This is a genomic window from Achromobacter denitrificans NBRC 15125, from assembly GCF_001571365.1.
Lineage (GTDB): Bacteria > Pseudomonadota > Gammaproteobacteria > Burkholderiales > Burkholderiaceae_B > Achromobacter > Achromobacter denitrificans.
The window spans coordinates 261,682-281,531 of record NZ_BCTQ01000002.1 but is presented as its reverse complement, the minus strand read 5'-3'; the positions used below and the strand labels follow the sequence as shown (position 1 = coordinate 281,531).

Below are 19,850 nucleotides of genomic sequence, written 5' to 3'. Positions count from 1 at the left end.
CGGGCACACGCTCGCTAGCGCTGCTCCTGGAAATGCTTGAACACCCATCGCTCGCAAACCGCCCACAACTGCGGCGCGCCCCGGGCGATGGCCGGCCCATAGCGGGCCAGCACCTGCTCCAGCGAAACGCCGTTCTCCTTCCACGTCCCGCCATCGGTGAATACATTCGTGAGCAGAGGCTGGAATCGATCCAGCGCCTTCGCGAACTTCGCATCCTCGCTCTGCGCGAGTTCGAATTCCCGCCAAAGGCCAAGCAGCGCGTCGCCTTGCGGCGGCGGCAACAGGCCGAATATCCGCTCGGCGGCACGGGCCTCCTGCTCGGCCTGCATCTCGCCTGATGTGCCGCCGTGGATCGGGAAATCCCCGACGTCGATCTCGACGATGTCATGCAGCAAGAGCATCTGCATCACGCGATGCGCATCGATCGGCCCGTGCGCGTACTCGCTCAGGATCAAGGCATACATGGCCAGGTGCCAAGAATGCTCCGCCGAGTTTTCCCGCCGGCTGCCGTCCAGCAGGGGTGACTGCCGGGCGATGGTTTTCAGCCTGTCGATCTCCCGCAGGAAAGCCAATTGCCGTTCTAACTTATTCAATCGCGTGATCCTCTTGGCATCCGGTTTGCCGCCGGTCCGGCATCCATCAACTGACGTATGACAGCCGTGGCGCCGGCACCCGTTGCTGTACCAGTCCAACCCGTTCGACCACCTTCTCGCAGGATGCTTCCAGGTGCAGCCTCAGCGCTTCTTGCGCTTGCGCCAGGCGTCCCTGCTCCAGCGCCTCAATGATCTCCAGGTGCTCCTGCATGAACGGGTCGAGGTTAGGCATGGGCGCCGCCGCGCCCAGCACGTGCTTGCTGAGCGTGAGAATGCAGCGGGTCCGCTGCAGGCTTTCGAGGATGCTGTCGTTGGAGCAGTGGCTGAGCAGTTCGACGTGTAGGTCGTGCTCCATCCCGTCCAATGCCGCCCGCGTAAGTTTGGGATAGCGGGACTTGGCTTTGCGCAGTCGTTCGGCCATGCCCGCGAGCTCCTCGGGTGGCGTGTTGCGGGCCGCGCCAGCCAGCGCCGCGGGTTCCAGCAGCCAGCGTAGTTCATAGAGATTGCGGATGCGCCGTTCATCCAGCGGAGTCACCGTCCAGCGCTGCCGGTCATCCTTGCCTACCAGCCCCAGGCCCTCCAGCCGCAGGAGCACGTCGCGGGCGGCGGTTCGGCCCGCTCCGAAGTGCCGTGCCAACTCGACCTCGTTGAGTCGGTACGAGCCGAATACGGAGAGATGCACAACGTCGTGCTCTACGGCGTGATAGATGCTCTCCCAACCCTGGGGCTTGCGCACGGGCTCCGATAGGTCTTCCAGGCCCAACATCTCCGCGGACAAAGGCAGCCGAACGGGGGAACCGCCATCCCCCTCGCCGCCCGCCAGAAGTCCTCTGCCGTCAAAACGCCTGGCCAGGCCCTCTGCTTCAAGTTCGCGCAATGCCTGGCGCACAGGACTGCGCGTCACTCCCAGCAACTCGGCCAGAGGTCCTTCAAGGAGAACAATGCCTTGCGGAAGCTTGCCTGCGGCCAAGGCGCCGCGCAGCAGATCGGCGACTCGGGCATAGAGAGGGGCCCGGGAATTGGCTCCGAGGGCAGACGTTTCAAGAGAGGCAGCGGACGGATGTTGCTTCACGGTGGCGAAATATTGTGTATCTGCCCACATCGTACGGTAGTCCGTCCTCGTCGGGTTCCAGGCTAGGGAAAACGAGAATGGCTGTTGCCGGCAAAGTTCGTTTAATTTGGTTTTTGTCGGCATTAGTCATTTAGTGAATTGCTATTGCAGCTTCCTCTTTTCTCGACACCATGGCCTACGATTTCGATTTCAGCTTTCTGCCTACGCACTGGGATGTCCTGCTCGCCGGAGCCTGGTCGACGGCGCGCATGTCCACGGCGACCATCGTCCTCGGGTTTGTGCTCGGCGCCGTTCTGGCGATACTGCGCACCCAGGGCCCCGCTTGGGCGCGTCGGGCTGTCGTCGTGTATGTGGATGTGATCCGCAACACGCCCCTGGTAATCCAGGCGTTCTGGCTGTTCTTCGGCCTGGCATCCTTGCAGATTCGCGTGCCGGCCGTCACCGCTGCGGTAATCGCGTTGACGATCAACGTTTCGGCCTATACCGCCGAGATCGTGCGCGCCGGCATCGAGTCAATCCCCCGCGGCCAGATCGAGGCGGCTTCCTGTCTGGGCATGAGCCGCTGGAAGGTCCTGCACCTGGTGGTCCTGCCGCAGGCCGTGGAGCGCATGTACCCGGCGCTCGTCAGCCAGTTCGTGCTGATGATGCTGGCGACGTCGATCATGTCGCAGATATCGGTAGAAGAGCTGACCTCCGCCGGCTATGGCGTCCAGTCGGAGACCTTTCGCGGCTTCGAGATCTACCTGGTGGTGGCTGTGCTCTACCTGGTCATGTCCTGGCTGTTGCGCCTGCTGATGGCAGGCCTCGCGCAATTCGCATTCCGCCGTCGCCGCCGTCTCGGCACCTCTCTGTAAATCCCGATTTCCTCCTCGAAGGAGCAGGCGATGCTTGGCATTTCCCTCGAACAACTGCAGTTCATCCTGCGGGGCGCGGGCTGGACCTTGCTGCTCTCGTCCATGGGCTTTCTGGGCGGGGCGGTGGTGGGCCTGCCCCTGGCGCTTGCCCGCAGTCGCGGCGGGCGCTTGCTGCGCGGGGTGACGGGCTGCCTTATCCAGCTGGCGCAGGGCATTCCGTTGCCGGTACTGATGTTCCTTTGCTACTTCGGCATCAGCATCGCCGGCTACGACCTGCCGAGCCTCGTGGCGGCCGGTCTGGCAATGACCGCGTACTCCGGCGTGTTTCTCGCGGAAATCTGGAAAGCCTGTATCCAGGCCGTGTCGAAGACCCAATGGGAAGCGGCGGAATGCCTGGCGCTGCGCCCCATCCAGCGCGTCTGCTACGTCGTGCTTCCCCAGGCCGCGCGAATCGCCGTCGCGCCCACGGTCGGCTTCCTGGTGCAGATCGTCAAGAACTCCTCATATGCCGTGGTCATCGGCTTCTTCGACCTGACCTATTCGGCGCGGGTGGTGAACAACTCGACGTTCGAACCTTTCGCGGTGTTCAGCATCGCCGCCGTCCTGTATTTCGTCATCTGCTATCCCCTGTCGGTGCTGTCGTACCGATTGGAAAAGCGCCTGAAGCGCGCATAGGCACACAACAACAATCACAGGAGACCGGTCTTCATGGACGAGATCATTTGCTTCAAGCAGGTCAGCAAGTCCTTCGGCGATGTGCAGGTGCTGAAGGAAGTCAGCTTCTCGGTCGGGCGTGGGCAGGTGGTCGCCCTGATAGGCCGAAGCGGCTCGGGCAAGACCACGGCTTTGCGTTGCATCAACGGCCTGGAGGAGATCCAGGGCGGCCAGCTTCAGGTCTGTGGCCGGTCCCTGGAACGGGGCAATGTCGATTTGCTGGCCCTGCGCCAGGAAGTGGGCATCGTATTCCAGGCCTACAACCTGTTCCCCCATCTGACGGTGCTGCAGAACATCACGCTTGCGCCGCGCAAGGTCAAGGGTATCGCGGCGTCCGAGGCCGAGACCTTGGCCATGCAGATGTTGGGCAAGGTCGGGCTGCAGGACCGCGCCCATTATTACCCGGAGCAGCTTTCCGGCGGGCAGCAGCAGCGTGTTGCCATTGCCCGCTCGTTGGCCATGCAGCCGAAGTTGATGCTGTTCGATGAAGTCACGTCGGCACTGGACCCGGAGCTGACCGGCGAGGTGCTGCGCGTGATCGAGAACCTGGCCAGCGAAGGCATGACCATGGTTCTGGTCACCCATGAAATGGCATTCGCAAAATCCGTCGCCAGTCAGATCCTTTTCATGCACCAGGGTGTCGTCTGGGAGCAAGGCGACGGCCAGATGCTATCTCAGCCGCGTACCGCCGAATTGCAGCAGTTCGTTGCCAACGGCCTGTAGCAGGCCAAAAACGGGGCGACCAAGCCAGCAATGCGCCCCGCCAAAAAACTCCAGGGAGATATCTCAATGAAATTCCGGTCCCGGTTCTTTGCCACGCTTTCGGTTTCCCTCTTGTTGGTCGCGCCTTTCGCGGCCCGGTCCAACACGCTGGAAACCATCAAACAGCGCAACAAAATCATCGTCGCCGTCGATATCAGCGCGCCGCCTTACGGCATGCTCGATGATCAAGCGCGCCAGACGGGCTCCGACGTCGAGGCAGCCAGGTTGCTCGCCCAGGATCTGGGTGTCGCCCTGGAGATCGTTCCGGTCAACGGCCCCAACCGCGTACCGTTCCTGTTGAGCCGCAAGGTGGACGTGGTATTGGCCTCCTTCTCCATCACCGAGGAGCGCAAGAAGGTCGTCGCATACTCCGAGCCGTATGGGGTTGTTCCGGTCCTCGTCGCCGGGCCGAGTTCGGCCGCGGTCGCCAGCTTCAGCGATCTGAGCGGCAAGACGATCGCGGTCACGCGAGGAACCACCAGCGATCAGGAGCTTTCCCGCGGCCTGAAAAACATCCCTGGCGCGCAGATCGTTCGCTACGAGGACGACGCCACCACGAATACCGCGGTCGCCACCGGCCAGCAAGACTTCCTGGTCGGCGCGCCGAGCGTGCTGCCGGCCATCAAGAAGGCCAATCCGGCGCGCGACATCGTGCCCAAGTTCATCGCCAAGTCGTACCCCTACGCAGTGGGACTGCGCAAGAACGAACCCGAACTGAAGGAATGGCTCGACGGCTGGGTCGAGACGAACCTGAAGAACGGCAAGTTCAACGAAATCTACCAGCGCTACTTCGGCATGCCGTTGCCGGCCGAGATGCAGCGCTGACCGTCAAGGAGAATTCCATGCTCAGCAACCATGCGGGAAGCCCGCGGCCGCCTGTCGGTGCGGCGCGCGTGATCCGGCTGCACCCGCAAGACGACGTGGTCGTCGTGCTGGACCAGATGATGGCCGGCACGCCGGTGGATAGCGAAGGCGTGACCGTGGCGGGCCTGATCCCGCCCGGCCACAAGATGGCGACCCGTAGCATCGCGCAGGGAGAGGCCGTGCGGCGCTACGGTCAAATCATCGGCTTCGCTACCCAGCCCATCCGTCCCGGGCAGCACGTCCACACCCAGAACCTGTCCATCGGCGATTTCGCGCGCGACTATGCCCATGGCGTCGACGCCCGCCCCACCCGCATGGCCGCCGAGCCCGCTACGTTCCAGGGCATCGTACGGGCCGACGGCAGGGTGGCCACGCGCAACTACATCGGCATCCTGACCAGCGTGAACTGCTCGGCCACGGTCGCTCGCGCCATTGCCGATCATTTCCGCCGCGACATTCACCCGCAAGCGCTGGCCGGTTATCCCAACGTCGACGGTGTCGTGGCGCTCACCCATCACAGCGGCTGCGCCATGGATGCCGCGGGCGACGGCCTGAAGATGCTCCAGCGGACCCTGGGCGGATACGCCGTCCACCCCAACTTCGCGAGCCTGCTCATCATCGGCCTGGGCTGCGAGACCAATCAGATCCCCAGCCTGCTCGCCACCCAGGGGCTGAGCGACGGCTCCAATCTGCATACCTTCACCATCCAGGACACCGGCGGCACCACGCGCACGATCGCCCGCGGCATCGAACTCGTCCGCGAGATGCTGCCCCAGGCCAACGCCGTCTCGCGGCAACGCATGCCCGCCAGCCATCTGCGCATCGGCCTGCAGTGCGGCGGCTCGGATGGCTACTCCGGCATTTCGGCGAACCCGGTGCTGGGCGCGGCCGTGGACCTGCTCGTGCAGCACGGTGGCACTGCCATCCTGTCGGAAACCCCGGAAATCTACGGCGCCGAGCATTTGCTGACGCGCCGGGCCCAAACGCCGGACATCGGCCGCAAGCTGGTCGAGCGCATCCGCTGGTGGGAGGAGTACTGTGCCCGCAATGGTGCCTCGATGGACAACAACCCCTCGTCCGGGAACAAGGCAGGCGGCCTGACGACGGTACTGGAAAAGTCATTGGGCGGCATCGCCAAGGCCGGTTCCACGAACCTGGTGGAGGTCTACCAATATGCCGAGCCGGTGCGCGCGCGCGGCCTGGTCTTCATGGATACGCCGGGCTATGACCCCGTGTCGGCCACTGGCCAGGTGGCTGGCGGTGCGAACCTCATCTGCTTTACCACCGGCCGCGGTTCGGCCTACGGCTGCGCGCCCGCGCCCTCGTTCAAGCTGGCCACCAATACGGCGCTATGGCAGCGGCAGGCCGACGACATGGACCTGAACTGCGGCGGCGTGCTGGACGGCACGAGCAGCATCGCCGAGCTGGGTGAAGTGCTGTTCGGCCGCTTGCTGGAAACCGCGTCCGGAAAGCCGTCGCGCAGCGAGCTTCACGGCTACGGACAGCAGGAATTCGTTCCCTGGCAGATCAGCGTCATCACCTGACCCGCCCATTCTCATTGATCATGGAGGAGCCTCATGGCCAGACACAAAAACCCTCGTTATTGCGGCATCTATCCCGTCGTTCCGACGATCTTCAAGGAGGACGGCGCCCTCGATCTAGAGGGGCAGCGGCGCTGCGTCAACTTCATGCTCGACTCGGGCGCCGACGGCGTATGCGTCCTGGCGAACTACTCGGAACAGTTCCTGCTGGCCGATGACGAGCGTGAAGTCCTGACCCGTCACGTACTGGAAGCCGTTGAGGGGCGCGTTCCCGTGATCGTGACGACCAGTCACTTCAGCTCCCGGGTATGCATCGAACGCAGCCGCCGCGCCCAGGAAATGGGCGCGGCCATGGTGATGGTGATGCCGCCGTATCACGGCGCAACCTTCCGCGTGGGCGAAGCGCAGATCCATGAGTTCTACGCGCGCCTGTCCGACGCATTGAAAATCCCCATCATGATCCAGGATGCGCCGGCGGCCGGAACCCCGATGCCGCCGGCATTCCTTGCCCGTATGGCCCGGGAGATCGAGCACGTCTCGTACTTCAAGATGGAGACTGCGGGCGCGGCCGGCAAGCTGCGCGAACTCATCGAACTTGGCGGCGACGCCATCGAGGGCCCGTGGGATGGCGAAGAGGGCATTACGCTGCTGGCGGATCTCGATGCGGGCGCCACGGGCTCGATGACGGGCGGAGGCTTCGTCGACGGCATCAAACCCATCATCGAAGCCCACCGCGAGGGCGACCATGACCGGGCCTTCGCCCAGTACCAGGCCTGGTTGCCCCTGATCAATTACGAGAATAGGCAAGCGGGCTTTCTGGCAGCCAAGGCGTTGATGAAGGAGGGGGGTGTCATCGACTGCGACGCCCCTCGGCACCCGTGGCCGTCGCTGCATCCCGAAACCCGCAAGGGATTGCTGGCTACCGCTAGCTGGCTGGATCCGTTGGTGCTGCGCTGGGGGAAGTGAGGGGGGGAGGGAGCAGCCGGATTGCAACTTCCCTCGTTAAGTTTATAGTCTGACGCCTTTCACCAATGAGCGTGGCTGCCGCACAGCGGCCGATCAAGGAGGAGACAACGATGACGATGCTATCCAGCGCCAAGCTGGGCAAGGCGGTATTAGGAGCGGCGCTGACTGCGTTGACGTTTGCCGCGACGGTTTCGAGCGTGCACGCGGACGACTATCCTTCGCAGCCGATCAAGCTGATCGTGCCCTTTGCCGCCGGAGGCGGCAATGACGGGATCGCGCGTCTTCTGGGGCAGCTGCTGTCCGATGGCCTGAAGCAGCCGGTGGTGGTGGAGAACCGTCCCGGCGCGGGCGGCAAGCTGGGCGTGGAGCAGGGCCTGCGGGCGGCGCCCGATGGCTACACCCTGACCTTGATTTCCAATAGCTATTCCGTCAACCCCAGCCTGTACAAGCTGCCGTTCGATCCGGTGGAGGACATGACGCCGATCGGCATGATCGCGCGCGCGCCCTTCTTCGTGTCGGTCAATCCCAGCGTGCCGGTGGACAGCCTGGGTGACCTGGTGGCCTTGGCCAAGAAGAAACCGGGCGGGCTGACCTATGCCTCATCGGGCACGGGCGGGATATCGCATCTGGCGATGGAGGCCTTCTTGAAGACGGCCGGTATAACCATGGTCCACGTTCCCTATAAGGGGTCCGCCCCGGCGCTGACGGACACTGTCTCTGGCCAGGTCAATGCGATGCTGACCACGGCGGGTTCGACGCTGTCTTATCGCGAGGACAAGCGCCTGAAGGTGCTGGCCGTGACCTTGCCGCAGCGCGTGTCCTCGGCGCCGGATATCCCGACGGTGCGCGAAGCCGGCGTGCCGTACGACGTGACGGTGTGGTACGGCATTGTCGCGCCCAAGGGTGTGCCGCCGCAGGTGCAGGCCAAGCTCAACGCCGCGATCAATGCGGCGGTCGTGAAGCCCGAGATGGCCGACCGCCTCAAGGCAACCGGGGAAGAAGCCGCGCCAGGCAGTCCGCAGGACTTTCGCGATCAGATCGTCAAGGAGATTGCTTTGTGGGGCAATGTGGTGCGTGAGGCGGGCGTGACCGTTAATTGATCGACTCTGCTGCTTGCGGCATCTCGCGTACTACGCCTGCTGCCGCGTGGCAGCCAGAACGATTTCGCGCACGCATACGCCGTCCGGTTGCGCGTAGGCGTAGTGGATGGCGTTGGCCACGTCCTCGGCGGCCAGCACCTTGCCGCCCATCTCGGCCTTCCACGCTTCATAGCCCGTCTTGATGTCGGCATCGGTGGTGTGGCCCAGCAGCTCGGTCTCCACGGCGCCCGGCGCGATCGTGGTCACGCGCACATTGTGCGCCGACAACTCCTCGCGCAGGTTCTCCGACAGGCCGTGCACCGCGAACTTGGTGCCCACGTAGGCCACGTGGTTGGGGAAGGTCTTGCGGCCGGCCACCGAACTGATGTTGATGATATTGCCGCGCTTGCGCTGGACCATGCCCGCCGCGACCGCATGCACGCCGTTGAGCACGCCTTTGACGTTCACATCCAGCATCCGGTCCCATTGGTCCGGGTCCTGCCGCGTGATGTCGCCCAGCAGCATGACGCCCGCGTTGTTGATGAGCGCATCGGCCGGGCCGAAGCGCGCTTCGCCTTCCCGCACGGCGGCGGCCAGCGCGGCGCGATCGGTCACGTCGACCGACAACGCCAAGGTATCGGACAGGTTCAGCGCCTGCATTTTTTCCAGCCGGCGAGCCAGCAGCAGCAGCGGGTGGCCATGCGACGAGAACAGGCGGGCCGTGGCCAGGCCGATGCCGGAACTGGCGCCGGTGATGATGACGAGCGGCTTTTTCGAGAGAGACATGGTGGGCTCCAGGTATCGGTTTTATGTATGCTTAGGTGTCGGGAATCATTCTATGCCTGCGAATAATCCATGAGAAATGGTTTATTCCTTTGGAAGAAATCGGAAAATCTTATGGATAGCCGTCAACTCAAGGCCTTCGTCGCCGTCTTCGAAGAGCGCAACATAACGGTTGCCTCCCGCCGCCTGCATCTGAGCCAGCCCGCCCTGTCGGGCACGATCAAAAGCCTGGAAGACCTGCTGGGCACGCAATTGTTCACCCGCCAGGCGCGAGGCGTGGCCGTGACGGAGGACGCGCGCATCCTCTACCCCCAGGCGCGCCGCATCCTGTCGCAAACGGACTCGATGACGCAGCAGTTCCGCCATGGCTCGCAAGGATCCCGCATCGAAATCGGCGTCGGCGCGGATATCGCCGGCCAGGACATCGCCGCCTTCATGCATGCGGCGCGGCAAGGGGTGCCGGCGCTATTCGTGAGCCTGCTTGAGGGCTGCGACGGCGATGCCCGGCTCGCGACCGAAGACGAGCGCTGCGAGGACGAGCTGTTCCTGCCGCTATCCGTGGATCCCTATGTGCTGGCCGTCCCCGCAGGCAGCGACACGGAAGCCGCCTTGCCGTGGATCGTATGCCCGGGCCATCCCACGCATCAGCGCCTGCTCCCTTTCTACGGCGCCGCGGCCAGCATGCCGGCCGCGCATGCCGGGTCGCTGCGCCTGGCACTGGAGTTGGCGGCGGCCGGCGCCGGCATGTGCGTGGCGCCGGAGTCCCTGGCCCGAAGCCTGGCCGGCGTGGAGATCCGGCCTCTCGACGGACTGGAAATGTCGCGCCGCGTGGGGCTTTGCTATGCGGTGCAAGCGCTGGACAAACCCGCGGTGGGCATGCTCGTGGAGCAGTTTCGGGGGCGGGCGGTGCCGGCTTAGCGCGGCAAATGAAAAAAGCCGTTGGCGGTAACGCCAACGGCTTTTCAAATTCTGTTGCCCGGGGCCGGAATCGAACCGGCACGCCTTGCGGCGGGGGATTTTGAGTCGGTGATTTACAGTGTTTCTACAGGGAAATGGGGCGAATTCTAGCGTAGGTTGAAATAGGTAAAACCAGTTTCAAATCAGTGGGTTAGCGTATTTTACCTGAATTGGTGAAAACTGGTCACTGTACCTCTACTGTACCTAAAATTCGATACAGTAGAGGTACACCAACGCACACACTAATGGCATTATTGAATGCCACGAAATGTCGCTGCTGGCCCCATATAGTTGAATCCGACACTGAACTTTATGGCGTCGCCTCGTTGATACTGTTGCCAAACATCGGCCTTAACTTGGGAACAGTGTAGGTAAATCGAGCGCTGCTGACCATATGGCGACAACCACGCGTAATCGCTTTCGAGGCGAGATATCGTACCTTCAAATATCTTTATTGAACCCTGTTCACGTATCCGGCCAGTAATTGCAATTTTCGTTTCAAATGGAACGCGAGCAACTTTCAGTTTAGAGAAGCTTGCCATTGCGTCATCAATTTTTCCATTCAAATAGAGGCGGCGTGCATACCAGAACTGTGATGTATAGTTTGTATCACCTTCGGTAAACGAGCGGCGCCAGCAGCTTTCCGCTTCAACGGTTTCTTCTGGAAAGCGGTTTTCAAGAAGTCTTGCAAGGGCCGAATTAAGTAGTTTGTCACCAGGCAGTACTTTGAGTGCATCGGCAAGTGTTTTACGGGCGCTGGGAAATTCTCCTTCGGCTTCTTGCATACGACTTAGAGCTTTGGCGATATATATGCTGGCAGCGTTTTTAGATATAGCAGTAGTTAATGCTTTTTTTGCACGCTCTTTGTTATTCAGTAACTTGGAAAAATCAGCTTCTGCTGCCAGTAAGTACTCGTCATTTCTAAAACGCTGTAAGCCTTCGCTCAATGATTGTTCGACTTGCTTAGTCGCGGCTGTGACATCCTCTTCTGCTGGTTCCGACTGTTCTAGTACCTCGCGCAAATGCCCCATCGCTAGTTTGACAAGGGTTACGTGTCCATGGCTGCTATTTGCGGTGGAGCCTATCAGGCGTGATGCATGTTGACGAGCCTTTTCAAGATGCATGTTCCGTTGGACATCTGTCTTAGAGGCTTCCGCGCGCACCATTTCTAACTCAGACATCGTGTGCGTGATGGATTTGTCATGTGGCAATAATTGTCTCGCATCAGCTAATAAGTCATTCGCTCGGGTTAGGTTTCCATTTGGACGGCGCATCTCATAGATAGCATGCTGCTGAAACGTGTAGCCATCGTCGTGGCTCGCTTCATGAGCCGCACGAAATATTTCCTCTATTCTCAATGGGTCTGAGAATTGGTCTCTCAAGTTTTTGGCGCGAATTGTTTCCCTGAACGCAGAACGGTCAGGAGTGTAGCCAACATCAATCTCTTTCAATATAGACATATACAGATCGAAGCGGTCTTGTTCTTGCGGCAGTGCGCGCTCAAAAACAATCTGAGCAACCCAGGGATGTCTTGCGCGATAGGCCATGTCTAGCGCAGGCTTGTATTCCTCGGATAATACAATGGACTCTAATGGTGAAAAAAAGTCTTGTTTGAAGTCCTTAAATGACACGCCGGTGAGTCGATAGATTAAACCGGCCCTCACTGGCACATTTAGTCGATTAAGTGCGCAGACAAAGAGATATATTCGACGGGCTCGGTCACTGACTATGTGCTTGTATTCATCAAATACAATATCTGGGAAATCGGCTCCGCTAGTGATCTCGTACAATGCAACTAGCAACTGCCGATCTGCATATGAAAGAAAAGCTTCTCGCCGCTCCAATTGCGTTTTAGTTGACAAAACTCCTAAACATTTAAAAAAATCCAGTTTTTCGATAAGAGAGTCGATTTCCAATGATGAGAGCGATCTAAGCTGATGTGTTCCGTCCAACATTGGGGACAAGTCTTGACCGTCTACATTCCATTCGTTGCTCCGTTCGGTGCCTATAACCGTGACTGGAAGGTTTTTGTTTCGAGCGGCATTAAGAAAACTCGATAGCTCAGTTGATCGGCGCGCAACTCCATCAATAAAGATATAAATTCGCTCTTTCAATAGATCGCACAACTCTGCTACAGGTCCAATCAGCAGGCGAGCGTCGGACCGAAGATATAAAACTATCTTCTCAAATGTTATCCCCGCTTCATAAGCAATCCGTTTTAGAAGCACGGTCTTTCCGGATCCCGCATAGCCTTTGATGAGATAAAAGTCCGTTGCTCTGGGTCGATTTGGTTCGTCTACAAGTATCACCTCAGATAATACGGTGTCGGTCAGTGTCCTCTTCGCATCATGCGCAGCAGCAATTGAACCCCATCCATATGATGCTCCTTTATAGAATGCTTGGGGATTAGGCGTTTCTGGTGGCATACCCCCGAAAACGTACATTACGTCGTTCGTAAGAAATGCTAAAAGTTCATCTGAAGGGGCTGCGTGAGTGGCGAACTTTGCTGCAATTGGGTGGCTATGAACAGTAGATTTTATTCCACGTAATGCTTTGGGGATTTTGCCTTGCAGCTCTGTCATAAACTCATCGAAAGTACCACTTATAGTGGTGATCCTTTTATCTGCCCAGATTCGTTGGTCCCGTTCGGACGGATTGGGTGTCACCACGTATTGCATTGGCCTGGAAACTTCCGGGCGATTTAGCTGTAGAAGTATTGAGCGAATGTCACTGTCTTCTATTTGATAGCCTACGTACACCACGCTGTACTCACCTGCATATTCGGTAAATCTGTGGAAGAGTTTTTCTCTTCCAGTCATATGGCTTACGTATTGGTCGATTGTCAGGATAAGCGGATAAGCAACTTCGTCCACCATCGAAATGCAGCCATGTAGTTTCAACAGTGGTACGGCATCCGGCGCGCGCAACTCGTGATCAATTCTGTCGGAATTCCTGAGAATTGGGACTAAGGTCTGAAGTCGACTTTTGTTTTCTGCGTATGCCTTTTCGAGTATCTGGTCATAGTTTGTTGTTACAACCGCGGCCCACCGGAAGTCAGCGATAGCTTTGTGCGTGTTACTAGGGTTGTACCGCTCAAAAATCTGAGCAATGTATCGCTGTACCGTCCGGAGATCGGACTCTGCAATGCAATACTCGCCAATAAGCGAAAGCGCCTTGTCAAGAGAATCACCTCCGAGGAATTTGTCCGAAAGCAATTTACCTAGTTCCTTTCCTGAAGGAGGGCTTTCGGGTGCGCTCGAGGCTTTAGCTCCCCATGATGCACCAGCACCTAAAAACAAGATTACTTTTCCCGCGCGGATCTGATCAATTAGATAGGGAGGAATGTTCATTGTGCAGTGATAAACAAATATATGAATTAGTTGAACATCGGGGATTTGAGCAATAAATTGGGGCGTGTAAAACAAAAACCGGCGACAGCCTATCCTGCACTAGTCCCCAAATCCTAAATCTCTTCGTCATGACGAAGACTTTGAGAGTGCTAATGCGTCAGCGCGCGGCTGCACAAACTCTTGCAGGCTTATCGACCATCGACGAAACGCTGAGCGTGGGCCTCATCTGCTTCACTGAGCGAGAAACCTTCTAGACCGACGGAGGCCCGCGCATAGTTAGCTGCCGATTGCCGGCGGCTGCGTTCGGTACCCGATATGATTTTTTGGGGCTGTTGCCTGCATTTACCCTTGCCAGCCATGGTGTCTCCTTGCCGTAGGTAACTCGATCTTACAAGAAGTATGGGTAATCTGGTTTAAATACGCGCAGCCACAGAGGTGGTGCACTGAGTGTCTTGTTTTACCTGCTATGGACCCTAATATCGGCTGCGTACTAGCCGTAGTTTCCAAAGAGGCTTTGCCTCTCTGGACTCTCCACCCTCGCCGGCGGGAGCCTCGGGGGCAGGGGTTGCGGGCTCTGGCCCGGAACTCCTGCCCCCGGGCATGGCGTAGGGCGCTCCTGCCGCGTCAAGGGGCCGTGTCCTCGCCCTGTGGGCTGCGGGCCGCACCAACCCCTCGACCCGTCATCCGCTCGACAGCACTGCTACTGACGTCGTTTGGCCGGAAGAGGTGTCAAGGGCGGGACCGGAAGCCGCAGCCCGAAGCGCAGCGCAGGGAACGGGTGAGGATCCCGGGCGAAGCCTTCACCCTTGATGCCTCTGGAAGCCATGCAGCCTGTCGGCGGGGAGAGGAACAAGGCGAAGCCGCTGGGCCTGCCCCCGCGGCCAGTCCGGCAAGAACGGACGCGGGATGCAACCGAAGGGGTTGCCCAAGCGTAGCGCGGCGATATGTGCGGCCATAAATGAAAAGGCCTCGCTGATGGCGAGGCCGATGCGGACGCAACATGCACATCACTTACCGTTGACGGAGCCGCCCGTTGCCGGTACCCCAGTTCTTGCCCATGTTCTGCAAGACGTGTTGCCGATAGGCCGGATTCCACATGGTGTTGCCTGCAATCATGTGGTTGGTTCGGCCAGCAGTAACCATCATGCCCGACTGCATATCGCGGCGAGTCGTTCTGGAATTCACCACGTTGCCAATATCCTGCGCCATGCTCTTGAATGTCACCGCGTCAAAGGCGATGGCGCCAGCCAGTTTTTCACCGAAACCACTCGCTTTTCTCTGTGCCAAGAGGACGGTCAAGGCAAGAACGATGATCTGCACTCCACGTATCATGACGGGTATGCAAGACAAGTCGTTAGGGGAAATCTTGGAATGACGCCCGGTAATGTCCGAGTCCAGCGCTTTCAATTGAATGCCAACGGTCGTGATTTTGCGGTGGGTGACATCCATGGTCATTTTGGTCGGCTTGAGGTCGCGCTGGCTGCCGTAAAGTTCTCGCCAGAAAAGGACCGATTGCGTCCACGGCGGTGGATGGTTGGATGCCTGCGTTGGTGAGGTGCGAGCGCCTTGCCGCTGGCTATCGAGGTGGAAACGCCGAGTGGCGTGGTCGGTATGGTTCACGCCGACTTCCCCTATGACGATTGGCAGGCTATTCACGGCGCTATCTTCAGTCCAGAGGACGAGGATGCCTGCCTATGGTCCGTAGATAGTTATCGAATGCAGTACTCCCAGCCTGTCCGCAATGTACGTGCGGTGGCCCATGGACATATGACGCTGCGCCAGCCTGCACAGCTTGGCAACGTTTACTACATCGATACAGGTGGATGGCAGGATGCGGGGAGGTTTACGTTGCTGGACTTGCATACGCTTAAGTCGTGGCCGCGCTAATTCCATTCTCCTATCTCTGAAGGGGCGCGCAGCCGCTAGGTCCGGCACACGATCAGAATAGGGAAGTAATTTGATAGGGCAAAAGAATGGTTCATCGCCGATTTCCGAGAAAGGCTTCTCGCCTGACGTTTTCGAATTGCGCAGCGGCAGCCAGCGCGAAGACCTGATGATCTGGCGTGCCACTCGGTCGCCGCGTAGGCGGCGATGCTTCGCTCAGGAAGACATACGGCCGAGTTCGGCCATAAGTGGCCATTCGACATTGATTCCATATGGTGTAGGATCGTCTGTTAAATCGCGTTACTGCGCCATATCGCACAGCACTCATGACTCAGTTTGACTTATCGCTTTTGTCCGATGACACCGCAGAGGTGGATATGTGGGATTGGATGGAAGTTCGTACAGAACCGCTTTCTGCGGCGGACTACCTTTCATTCGCTGCGCTCGATTTGGTCGACGGGAAGACTCCCCGGCATCTGGTCAATGCGCTTTCTAATGCCAAAAAAGCTCTGCATCTACGTCTCGAGGACCTTTGCTTAGGGTTCGGTGGAGTAAATCTGAAGAGCCGTAGAACTTTCCCCGATTTGATAAGGTATATCCGCGAGTGTGGGCTTGTTGCTCCTCGAGTGCTAGATCGATTGAATGCACAACGCAATGCGGTTGAGCACGATTACATACTTCCGATTGAACCTGATGTTGAGACGTTCGTAGATGTAGCTCACTTATTTGTGGCTGCCACTGATCGATGGGTGTCCAGACGCCCATGTCAAATTGGCTGTTCGGGCATCGAGGTTTCTATTAATTCAATGGAATGCTACTTGACTAAAATCACTTTTGATTGGCATCAAGGTATGGTCGCACTTGATTTTAAGGAATCTAAATCCACCGCCAGAGCACTAAGTCAAAGGATTGAGTACAAGTCTCCTTCCGATGATTTTTTTAAATGCGTGAGATTTGCTGTTCGCCACTCGGATTAGATCTGTTGGATCTGGGAAATGGGTGTTAAATTCCAATTTCTCTACTTAGATGCTGAGAAATTGGAGTCTGAAGTGATATTTACTCGTTAATTTTGTGAAGTCACTGAGCGAGGCATCTTGATGCGGGATACTGCCAACCAGTGGGAGCGATTTTTGGACCCTGATGTAGTCAGGCCATCTCTCTTCATGGCGACTATGTTCATCACTACGTTTGAAATCCTTCAGGATTCGATCGTCGACGATCTTCGTAGCCTCTATACGAGTGAATTTGATGAACGTGGGCCCACCGTCGACTCCGAATATCAATCTAAGGTGTTGTCAAAGAACAAAAGCCCACTTTACGCATCGCTCCACTGGTTGAGAGAGAATGACGCAATAAGCGACGAAGATTTAGCAACTTTCGAGCAACTGAAGAAAACTCGAAATCTACTTGCTCACGAGCTCTTTGGCATAGTTACCGGGCAAGTTGAGTCTTCGCACGAAGTTCAGTTCGATGCGCTTGTGGCACTCCTGCGAAAAATTGGCGTCTGGTGGGTAATTAATGTCGAAATACCGACCAATCCAGACTTCGATGGGAAAGAGATCGATGAAGAGGGCATTGTTCCCGGCACAGTCCTAACACTTCAAATGCTTATTGAGGTGGCCTCGGGAAACACTGAGTTGCTTGAAAGTTGGCGTAAAGCGCGCGCGAAATAGAGGGGCTGGTCATCGCCAGTTCGAATCCGGCAACCGCACCGAAAAAGTGAGAAGGGCCGCCCGCTTGGGTGGCCCTATTCACTTCCACCCTCGACTAGCCGCCCTCGTCATCGAGAGCCTTTAGCTGCGCTTCGATGGCGTCTCGTTGCTCAGCAGCCTTGCGGACCGCAGCCTCTGCCGCGACTATCGCGGCTGGTCCTTCTCCTGCCGCCTTCAGCAGGTTTTCGCCTGCCAGGCGGGCCGCGATGACGCTCTCCGCGTACAGTGGCTTCAGAGACTCGAACTCGTTGGTCTTGCTCACTTACCCCTCCGTTTATGTAAGCCAAGTGCTCACAAGGCTATCGTCACGACCTACTTCGGAGCAATGCGTCGGTGGACTATCGATGTCTATCAATATAGCTCTTGCCTTCAGTTGGGAGACTCCTGGAGTGAACAGTTACGGTATGAATAGGTGTGGGCGGATCGCATGAATTGGCCGTTACGTTCGCTGATAATCCATGCGATGGTATATGTAAGAACCCACCGATCTCGTTCGCCGGGGCTCATGTTGATAGTGAACCAATTCCCCTCTTTATCGTCTGCGAACAGGTAGTTTTTCGCGACTCTATTGTCAGCTAGCGTTTCGCGATTGCTAGAGGTTCTCTGCGGATATACAGTAAGATCCGGCCCCGCCACCGCATTTGCCTGAAAGGGACGTCGGTATAAGGAAAGGATTGCGCCATTCCAGTCCAAGCGGACGTACTTGCCAATTTCTGGGTGGTCGTACCGACTGTGACATTCGATGGTGAAGGTGAGTGCTTTCGCATTGCTCACACATGCCAAGGCCACTAGAAGAAACGTTGACTTTCGAAGCACGGGTACTTTTTCTTTTTTCAGACGAATATAGATAGCCGGAAACGCTCGATATACGCATTGTCGGGATCGAGCTCAGGCGCTAACTCAGTGTTGCCAGCAGTTTTTCCAGCTCCGCTATTTGTTCTTCATACCACTGATAGTTGACAGTTACATTAACGGGAATATATGGTTTTGTGCAAGCAATCAATTGGTTGATCTCTTCGTCCCAGACTTCCACGCGACCATTGATAAGAACGCAGCGCTGGAATTTCAGCATTAGAATTTCACGCTCTACGCCAGCGCGGGAACTACGGTCTACGCGGACACCCAGTCCCTCTATGGGATCAGTGCGTAGTTCGTCCTCCCTAATGTCGACGCCAAGGCAAACTTGGATCGTCTTGTCCGCATTTGTGAAGAAGGCTAGGAAGCCTCCATCAGCTTGATGCAACTCGGACACAGCCATAGCTTCAAACGCGAAAAATGAACCACCACGCCGTGCGACGAGCGTAATTCGATCCGGAAGATCAACTTGTTGATTCTCCCCGATAGGGGCGTTACTCAATACTGCATCGAGCTGATCCGGCTTAAGTGCCGCTCGAAAACCGTCGACCGATCCCTCAAGTATCGATTTGGCTCGCTGTCGGTTGTAGAGTGAAAATCCCTCCTCAATTGCGATTGCCGCCAAGCCTTGAATTACCGGAATGTCCTTATGAATTCTTTCATGATCGGCCACGCGATCAGGGTTGATGAAGCTTTCTAGCTCCGCATGAGCGATGGCGTTCCTACCTTCTTGATAGAGGTATGTGCCGATGTCGACATCGGGATGGCCCAGCTCTTTTATCCGTTTCTTCGCATCATCTGTATGTAGCTTCCCAAGAGCTTGCTTGATCCAACTGCCTCGTTCAGCTCCTTTTCTATGAATCGTCGCAATGGTTTTATAGAAGCTCAAAAATGCGAAGAACGGATTGCCAATTGAAAGTCCTTCACGGTAGAACGCGAGGGCACATAAGGCAATTTCGTTGTCGGTGTCGGGCAATCCATTGGGCTCAAAGAAATCTTGAATAACTCTTCCCCTGAATTTACCCACTCCATGTGGCAACCCTCCACCCACCCAGGAGAAAACTTCAATCTTTGAGTTTTCTCTCCAAGCAAGTGCGCTTGCGAATCGGAGAATCTGCTCTCGCGCTTCCCTCAAGCTCAGTTGATATGGCTGGGCGTTAAAAGCAATGCTAGGTTCGCTGCTTTCCGTAGCCGCTTGCATCACAAAATCGCGCCCGCCGAATGTGACTACTTGGTCAACTTTCGGCCAGGGGAGATGTGTTTCGATCCCCGCCACGACCCAATTCCCCGGGGTTTTTAGTAGCGCGGTTGCTTCAGCACGAAAATCCCGCAGATAGGGTTTTGTCATAGAGCGGGCTCGAAGGGTTATGTCGTGAGTGGCTTGGGCTATCAGTGCCCCTCACTGACTAAGAATCTTTGAATACTACTCCGTGTCATAGACTGTCGCATGGCATCACTGGGCGGCCCGTGTTAGGTCCGGCCGTGTTGGCGCCCTGGTACTGGCCGGTCCTTCAGCGAGCTTCCGGGGCTCGTCTTGACAAAGATAAATACGTTATTATCCGCGCACGGTCACCTCAGGCAATATTTGGCCTGTCGGCATCACCAGCCGCCATTTCGGTTTTCGGCGGCCAAAACAGCCGAGGCCCGCCCGACCTGACGATCGGGGCAGCCCCTCTCTGCGAAGCTCAGCAGGTACGGTTGCCTCGTAGCATCCGCCGCGGTGGTCACTTCCGCCTGGAGCGCATAGATGGGCACCCCACTCGCTCCCGCGGTAAGACATGCTGGACCTAGCCCGCAAGGCTAGTCGAGATGACGCGCAGACCGAACCGTCCCAAGGGGAGCGCAGTCGGCGCTGGTGTGTTCA

17 protein-coding genes and 1 pseudogene are annotated in these 19,850 nt (G+C 57.7%); 10 read left to right on the top strand and 8 right to left on the bottom strand.

Features of this window, described 5'->3' with window-relative positions:
• Positions 1-14 precede the first annotated feature (14 nt).
• Positions 15-593, bottom strand: coding sequence for an HD domain-containing protein (locus ADE01S_RS03600; protein ID WP_082775682.1), 579 nt, complete (start codon positions 591-593; stop codon positions 15-17).
• A 46-nt stretch (positions 594-639) separates the two neighbouring features.
• Positions 640-1,788: a GntR family transcriptional regulator gene (locus ADE01S_RS03595; protein ID WP_228468319.1), complete on the bottom strand. Its 1,149-nt coding sequence runs from the start codon at positions 1,786-1,788 to the stop codon at positions 640-642.
• Positions 1,789-1,835: 47 nt separating this feature from the next.
• Here ADE01S_RS03595 and ADE01S_RS03590 point away from each other — a divergent pair, with 47 nt between their 5' ends.
• The 7 genes from ADE01S_RS03590 (at position 1,836) to ADE01S_RS03560 (ending at position 8,466) form a co-directional block, all read left to right on the top strand.
• A complete protein-coding gene (locus ADE01S_RS03590) occupies positions 1,836-2,519 on the top strand; it encodes an amino acid ABC transporter permease (RefSeq protein WP_062680081.1) in 684 nt (227 codons plus the stop codon).
• Positions 2,520-2,549: 30 nt separating this feature from the next.
• On the top strand, positions 2,550-3,194 hold the full coding sequence (locus tag ADE01S_RS03585; protein WP_062680080.1) for an amino acid ABC transporter permease: 645 nt from the start codon (positions 2,550-2,552) through the stop codon (positions 3,192-3,194).
• 33 nt (positions 3,195-3,227) lie between these two features.
• Positions 3,228-3,956 carry an amino acid ABC transporter ATP-binding protein gene (locus ADE01S_RS03580; protein ID WP_062680079.1) on the top strand — a complete coding sequence of 243 codons (729 nt, stop codon included), beginning with the start codon at positions 3,228-3,230 and terminating at the stop codon, positions 3,954-3,956.
• Between the two features lie 66 nt (positions 3,957-4,022).
• Entirely contained in the window at positions 4,023-4,820 is a 798-nt protein-coding gene (locus ADE01S_RS03575; protein WP_062680078.1) for a transporter substrate-binding domain-containing protein, read from the top strand.
• A 17-nt stretch (positions 4,821-4,837) separates the two neighbouring features.
• Positions 4,838-6,403: a UxaA family hydrolase gene (locus tag ADE01S_RS03570; RefSeq protein WP_062680077.1), complete on the top strand. Its 1,566-nt coding sequence runs from the start codon at positions 4,838-4,840 to the stop codon at positions 6,401-6,403.
• Between the two features lie 33 nt (positions 6,404-6,436).
• Positions 6,437-7,366 carry a dihydrodipicolinate synthase family protein gene (locus ADE01S_RS03565; RefSeq protein WP_062680076.1) on the top strand — a complete coding sequence of 310 codons (930 nt, stop codon included), beginning with the start codon at positions 6,437-6,439 and terminating at the stop codon, positions 7,364-7,366.
• 110 nt (positions 7,367-7,476) lie between these two features.
• Positions 7,477-8,466 (top strand): tripartite tricarboxylate transporter substrate binding protein, encoded by a 990-nt coding sequence (locus tag ADE01S_RS03560; RefSeq protein ID WP_062680075.1) that lies wholly within the window; start codon positions 7,477-7,479, stop codon positions 8,464-8,466.
• 30 nt (positions 8,467-8,496) lie between these two features.
• Here ADE01S_RS03560 and ADE01S_RS03555 read toward each other — a convergent pair whose 3' ends face one another.
• Positions 8,497-9,231, bottom strand: a complete 735-nt coding sequence (locus ADE01S_RS03555; protein ID WP_062680074.1) for an SDR family oxidoreductase — start codon at positions 9,229-9,231, stop codon at positions 8,497-8,499.
• Positions 9,232-9,342: 111 nt separating this feature from the next.
• Between ADE01S_RS03555 and ADE01S_RS03550 the strand changes: the two genes are divergently transcribed.
• The gene (locus ADE01S_RS03550) at positions 9,343-10,146 is read left to right on the top strand and encodes a LysR family transcriptional regulator (RefSeq protein ID WP_062680073.1); all 804 of its coding nucleotides are present in this window, start codon (positions 9,343-9,345) and stop codon (positions 10,144-10,146) included.
• Between the two features lie 290 nt (positions 10,147-10,436).
• Here the strand turns inward: ADE01S_RS03550 and ADE01S_RS31090 are convergent, their stop codons facing one another.
• From ADE01S_RS31090 to ADE01S_RS32025, 3 genes and pseudogenes are all read right to left on the bottom strand, one after another.
• Positions 10,437-13,535, bottom strand: coding sequence for an SIR2 family NAD-dependent protein deacylase (locus ADE01S_RS31090; RefSeq protein WP_082775688.1), 3,099 nt, complete (start codon positions 13,533-13,535; stop codon positions 10,437-10,439).
• A 126-nt stretch (positions 13,536-13,661) separates the two neighbouring features.
• A pseudogene (locus ADE01S_RS32260) lies at positions 13,662-13,894 on the bottom strand (antitoxin VbhA family protein).
• Between the two features lie 652 nt (positions 13,895-14,546).
• Positions 14,547-15,155 carry a hypothetical protein gene (locus tag ADE01S_RS32025; RefSeq protein ID WP_242663393.1) on the bottom strand — a complete coding sequence of 203 codons (609 nt, stop codon included), beginning with the start codon at positions 15,153-15,155 and terminating at the stop codon, positions 14,547-14,549.
• A gap of 590 nt (positions 15,156-15,745) precedes the next feature.
• Between ADE01S_RS32025 and ADE01S_RS31075 the strand changes: the two genes are divergently transcribed.
• Both ADE01S_RS31075 and ADE01S_RS31070 read left to right on the top strand, forming a co-directional pair.
• Positions 15,746-16,396: a hypothetical protein gene (locus ADE01S_RS31075; RefSeq protein ID WP_075873273.1), complete on the top strand. Its 651-nt coding sequence runs from the start codon at positions 15,746-15,748 to the stop codon at positions 16,394-16,396.
• Between the two features lie 195 nt (positions 16,397-16,591).
• Positions 16,592-17,092: a hypothetical protein gene (locus ADE01S_RS31070; RefSeq protein WP_242663394.1), complete on the top strand. Its 501-nt coding sequence runs from the start codon at positions 16,592-16,594 to the stop codon at positions 17,090-17,092.
• 94 nt (positions 17,093-17,186) lie between these two features.
• Here ADE01S_RS31070 and ADE01S_RS31735 read toward each other — a convergent pair whose 3' ends face one another.
• Positions 17,187-17,393: a hypothetical protein gene (locus ADE01S_RS31735; protein WP_062680071.1), complete on the bottom strand. Its 207-nt coding sequence runs from the start codon at positions 17,391-17,393 to the stop codon at positions 17,187-17,189.
• A gap of 633 nt (positions 17,394-18,026) precedes the next feature.
• Positions 18,027-19,334: a methylamine utilization protein MauJ gene (gene mauJ, locus ADE01S_RS31460; protein ID WP_087881371.1), complete on the bottom strand. Its 1,308-nt coding sequence runs from the start codon at positions 19,332-19,334 to the stop codon at positions 18,027-18,029.
• Between the last annotated feature and the right edge of the window lie 516 nt (positions 19,335-19,850).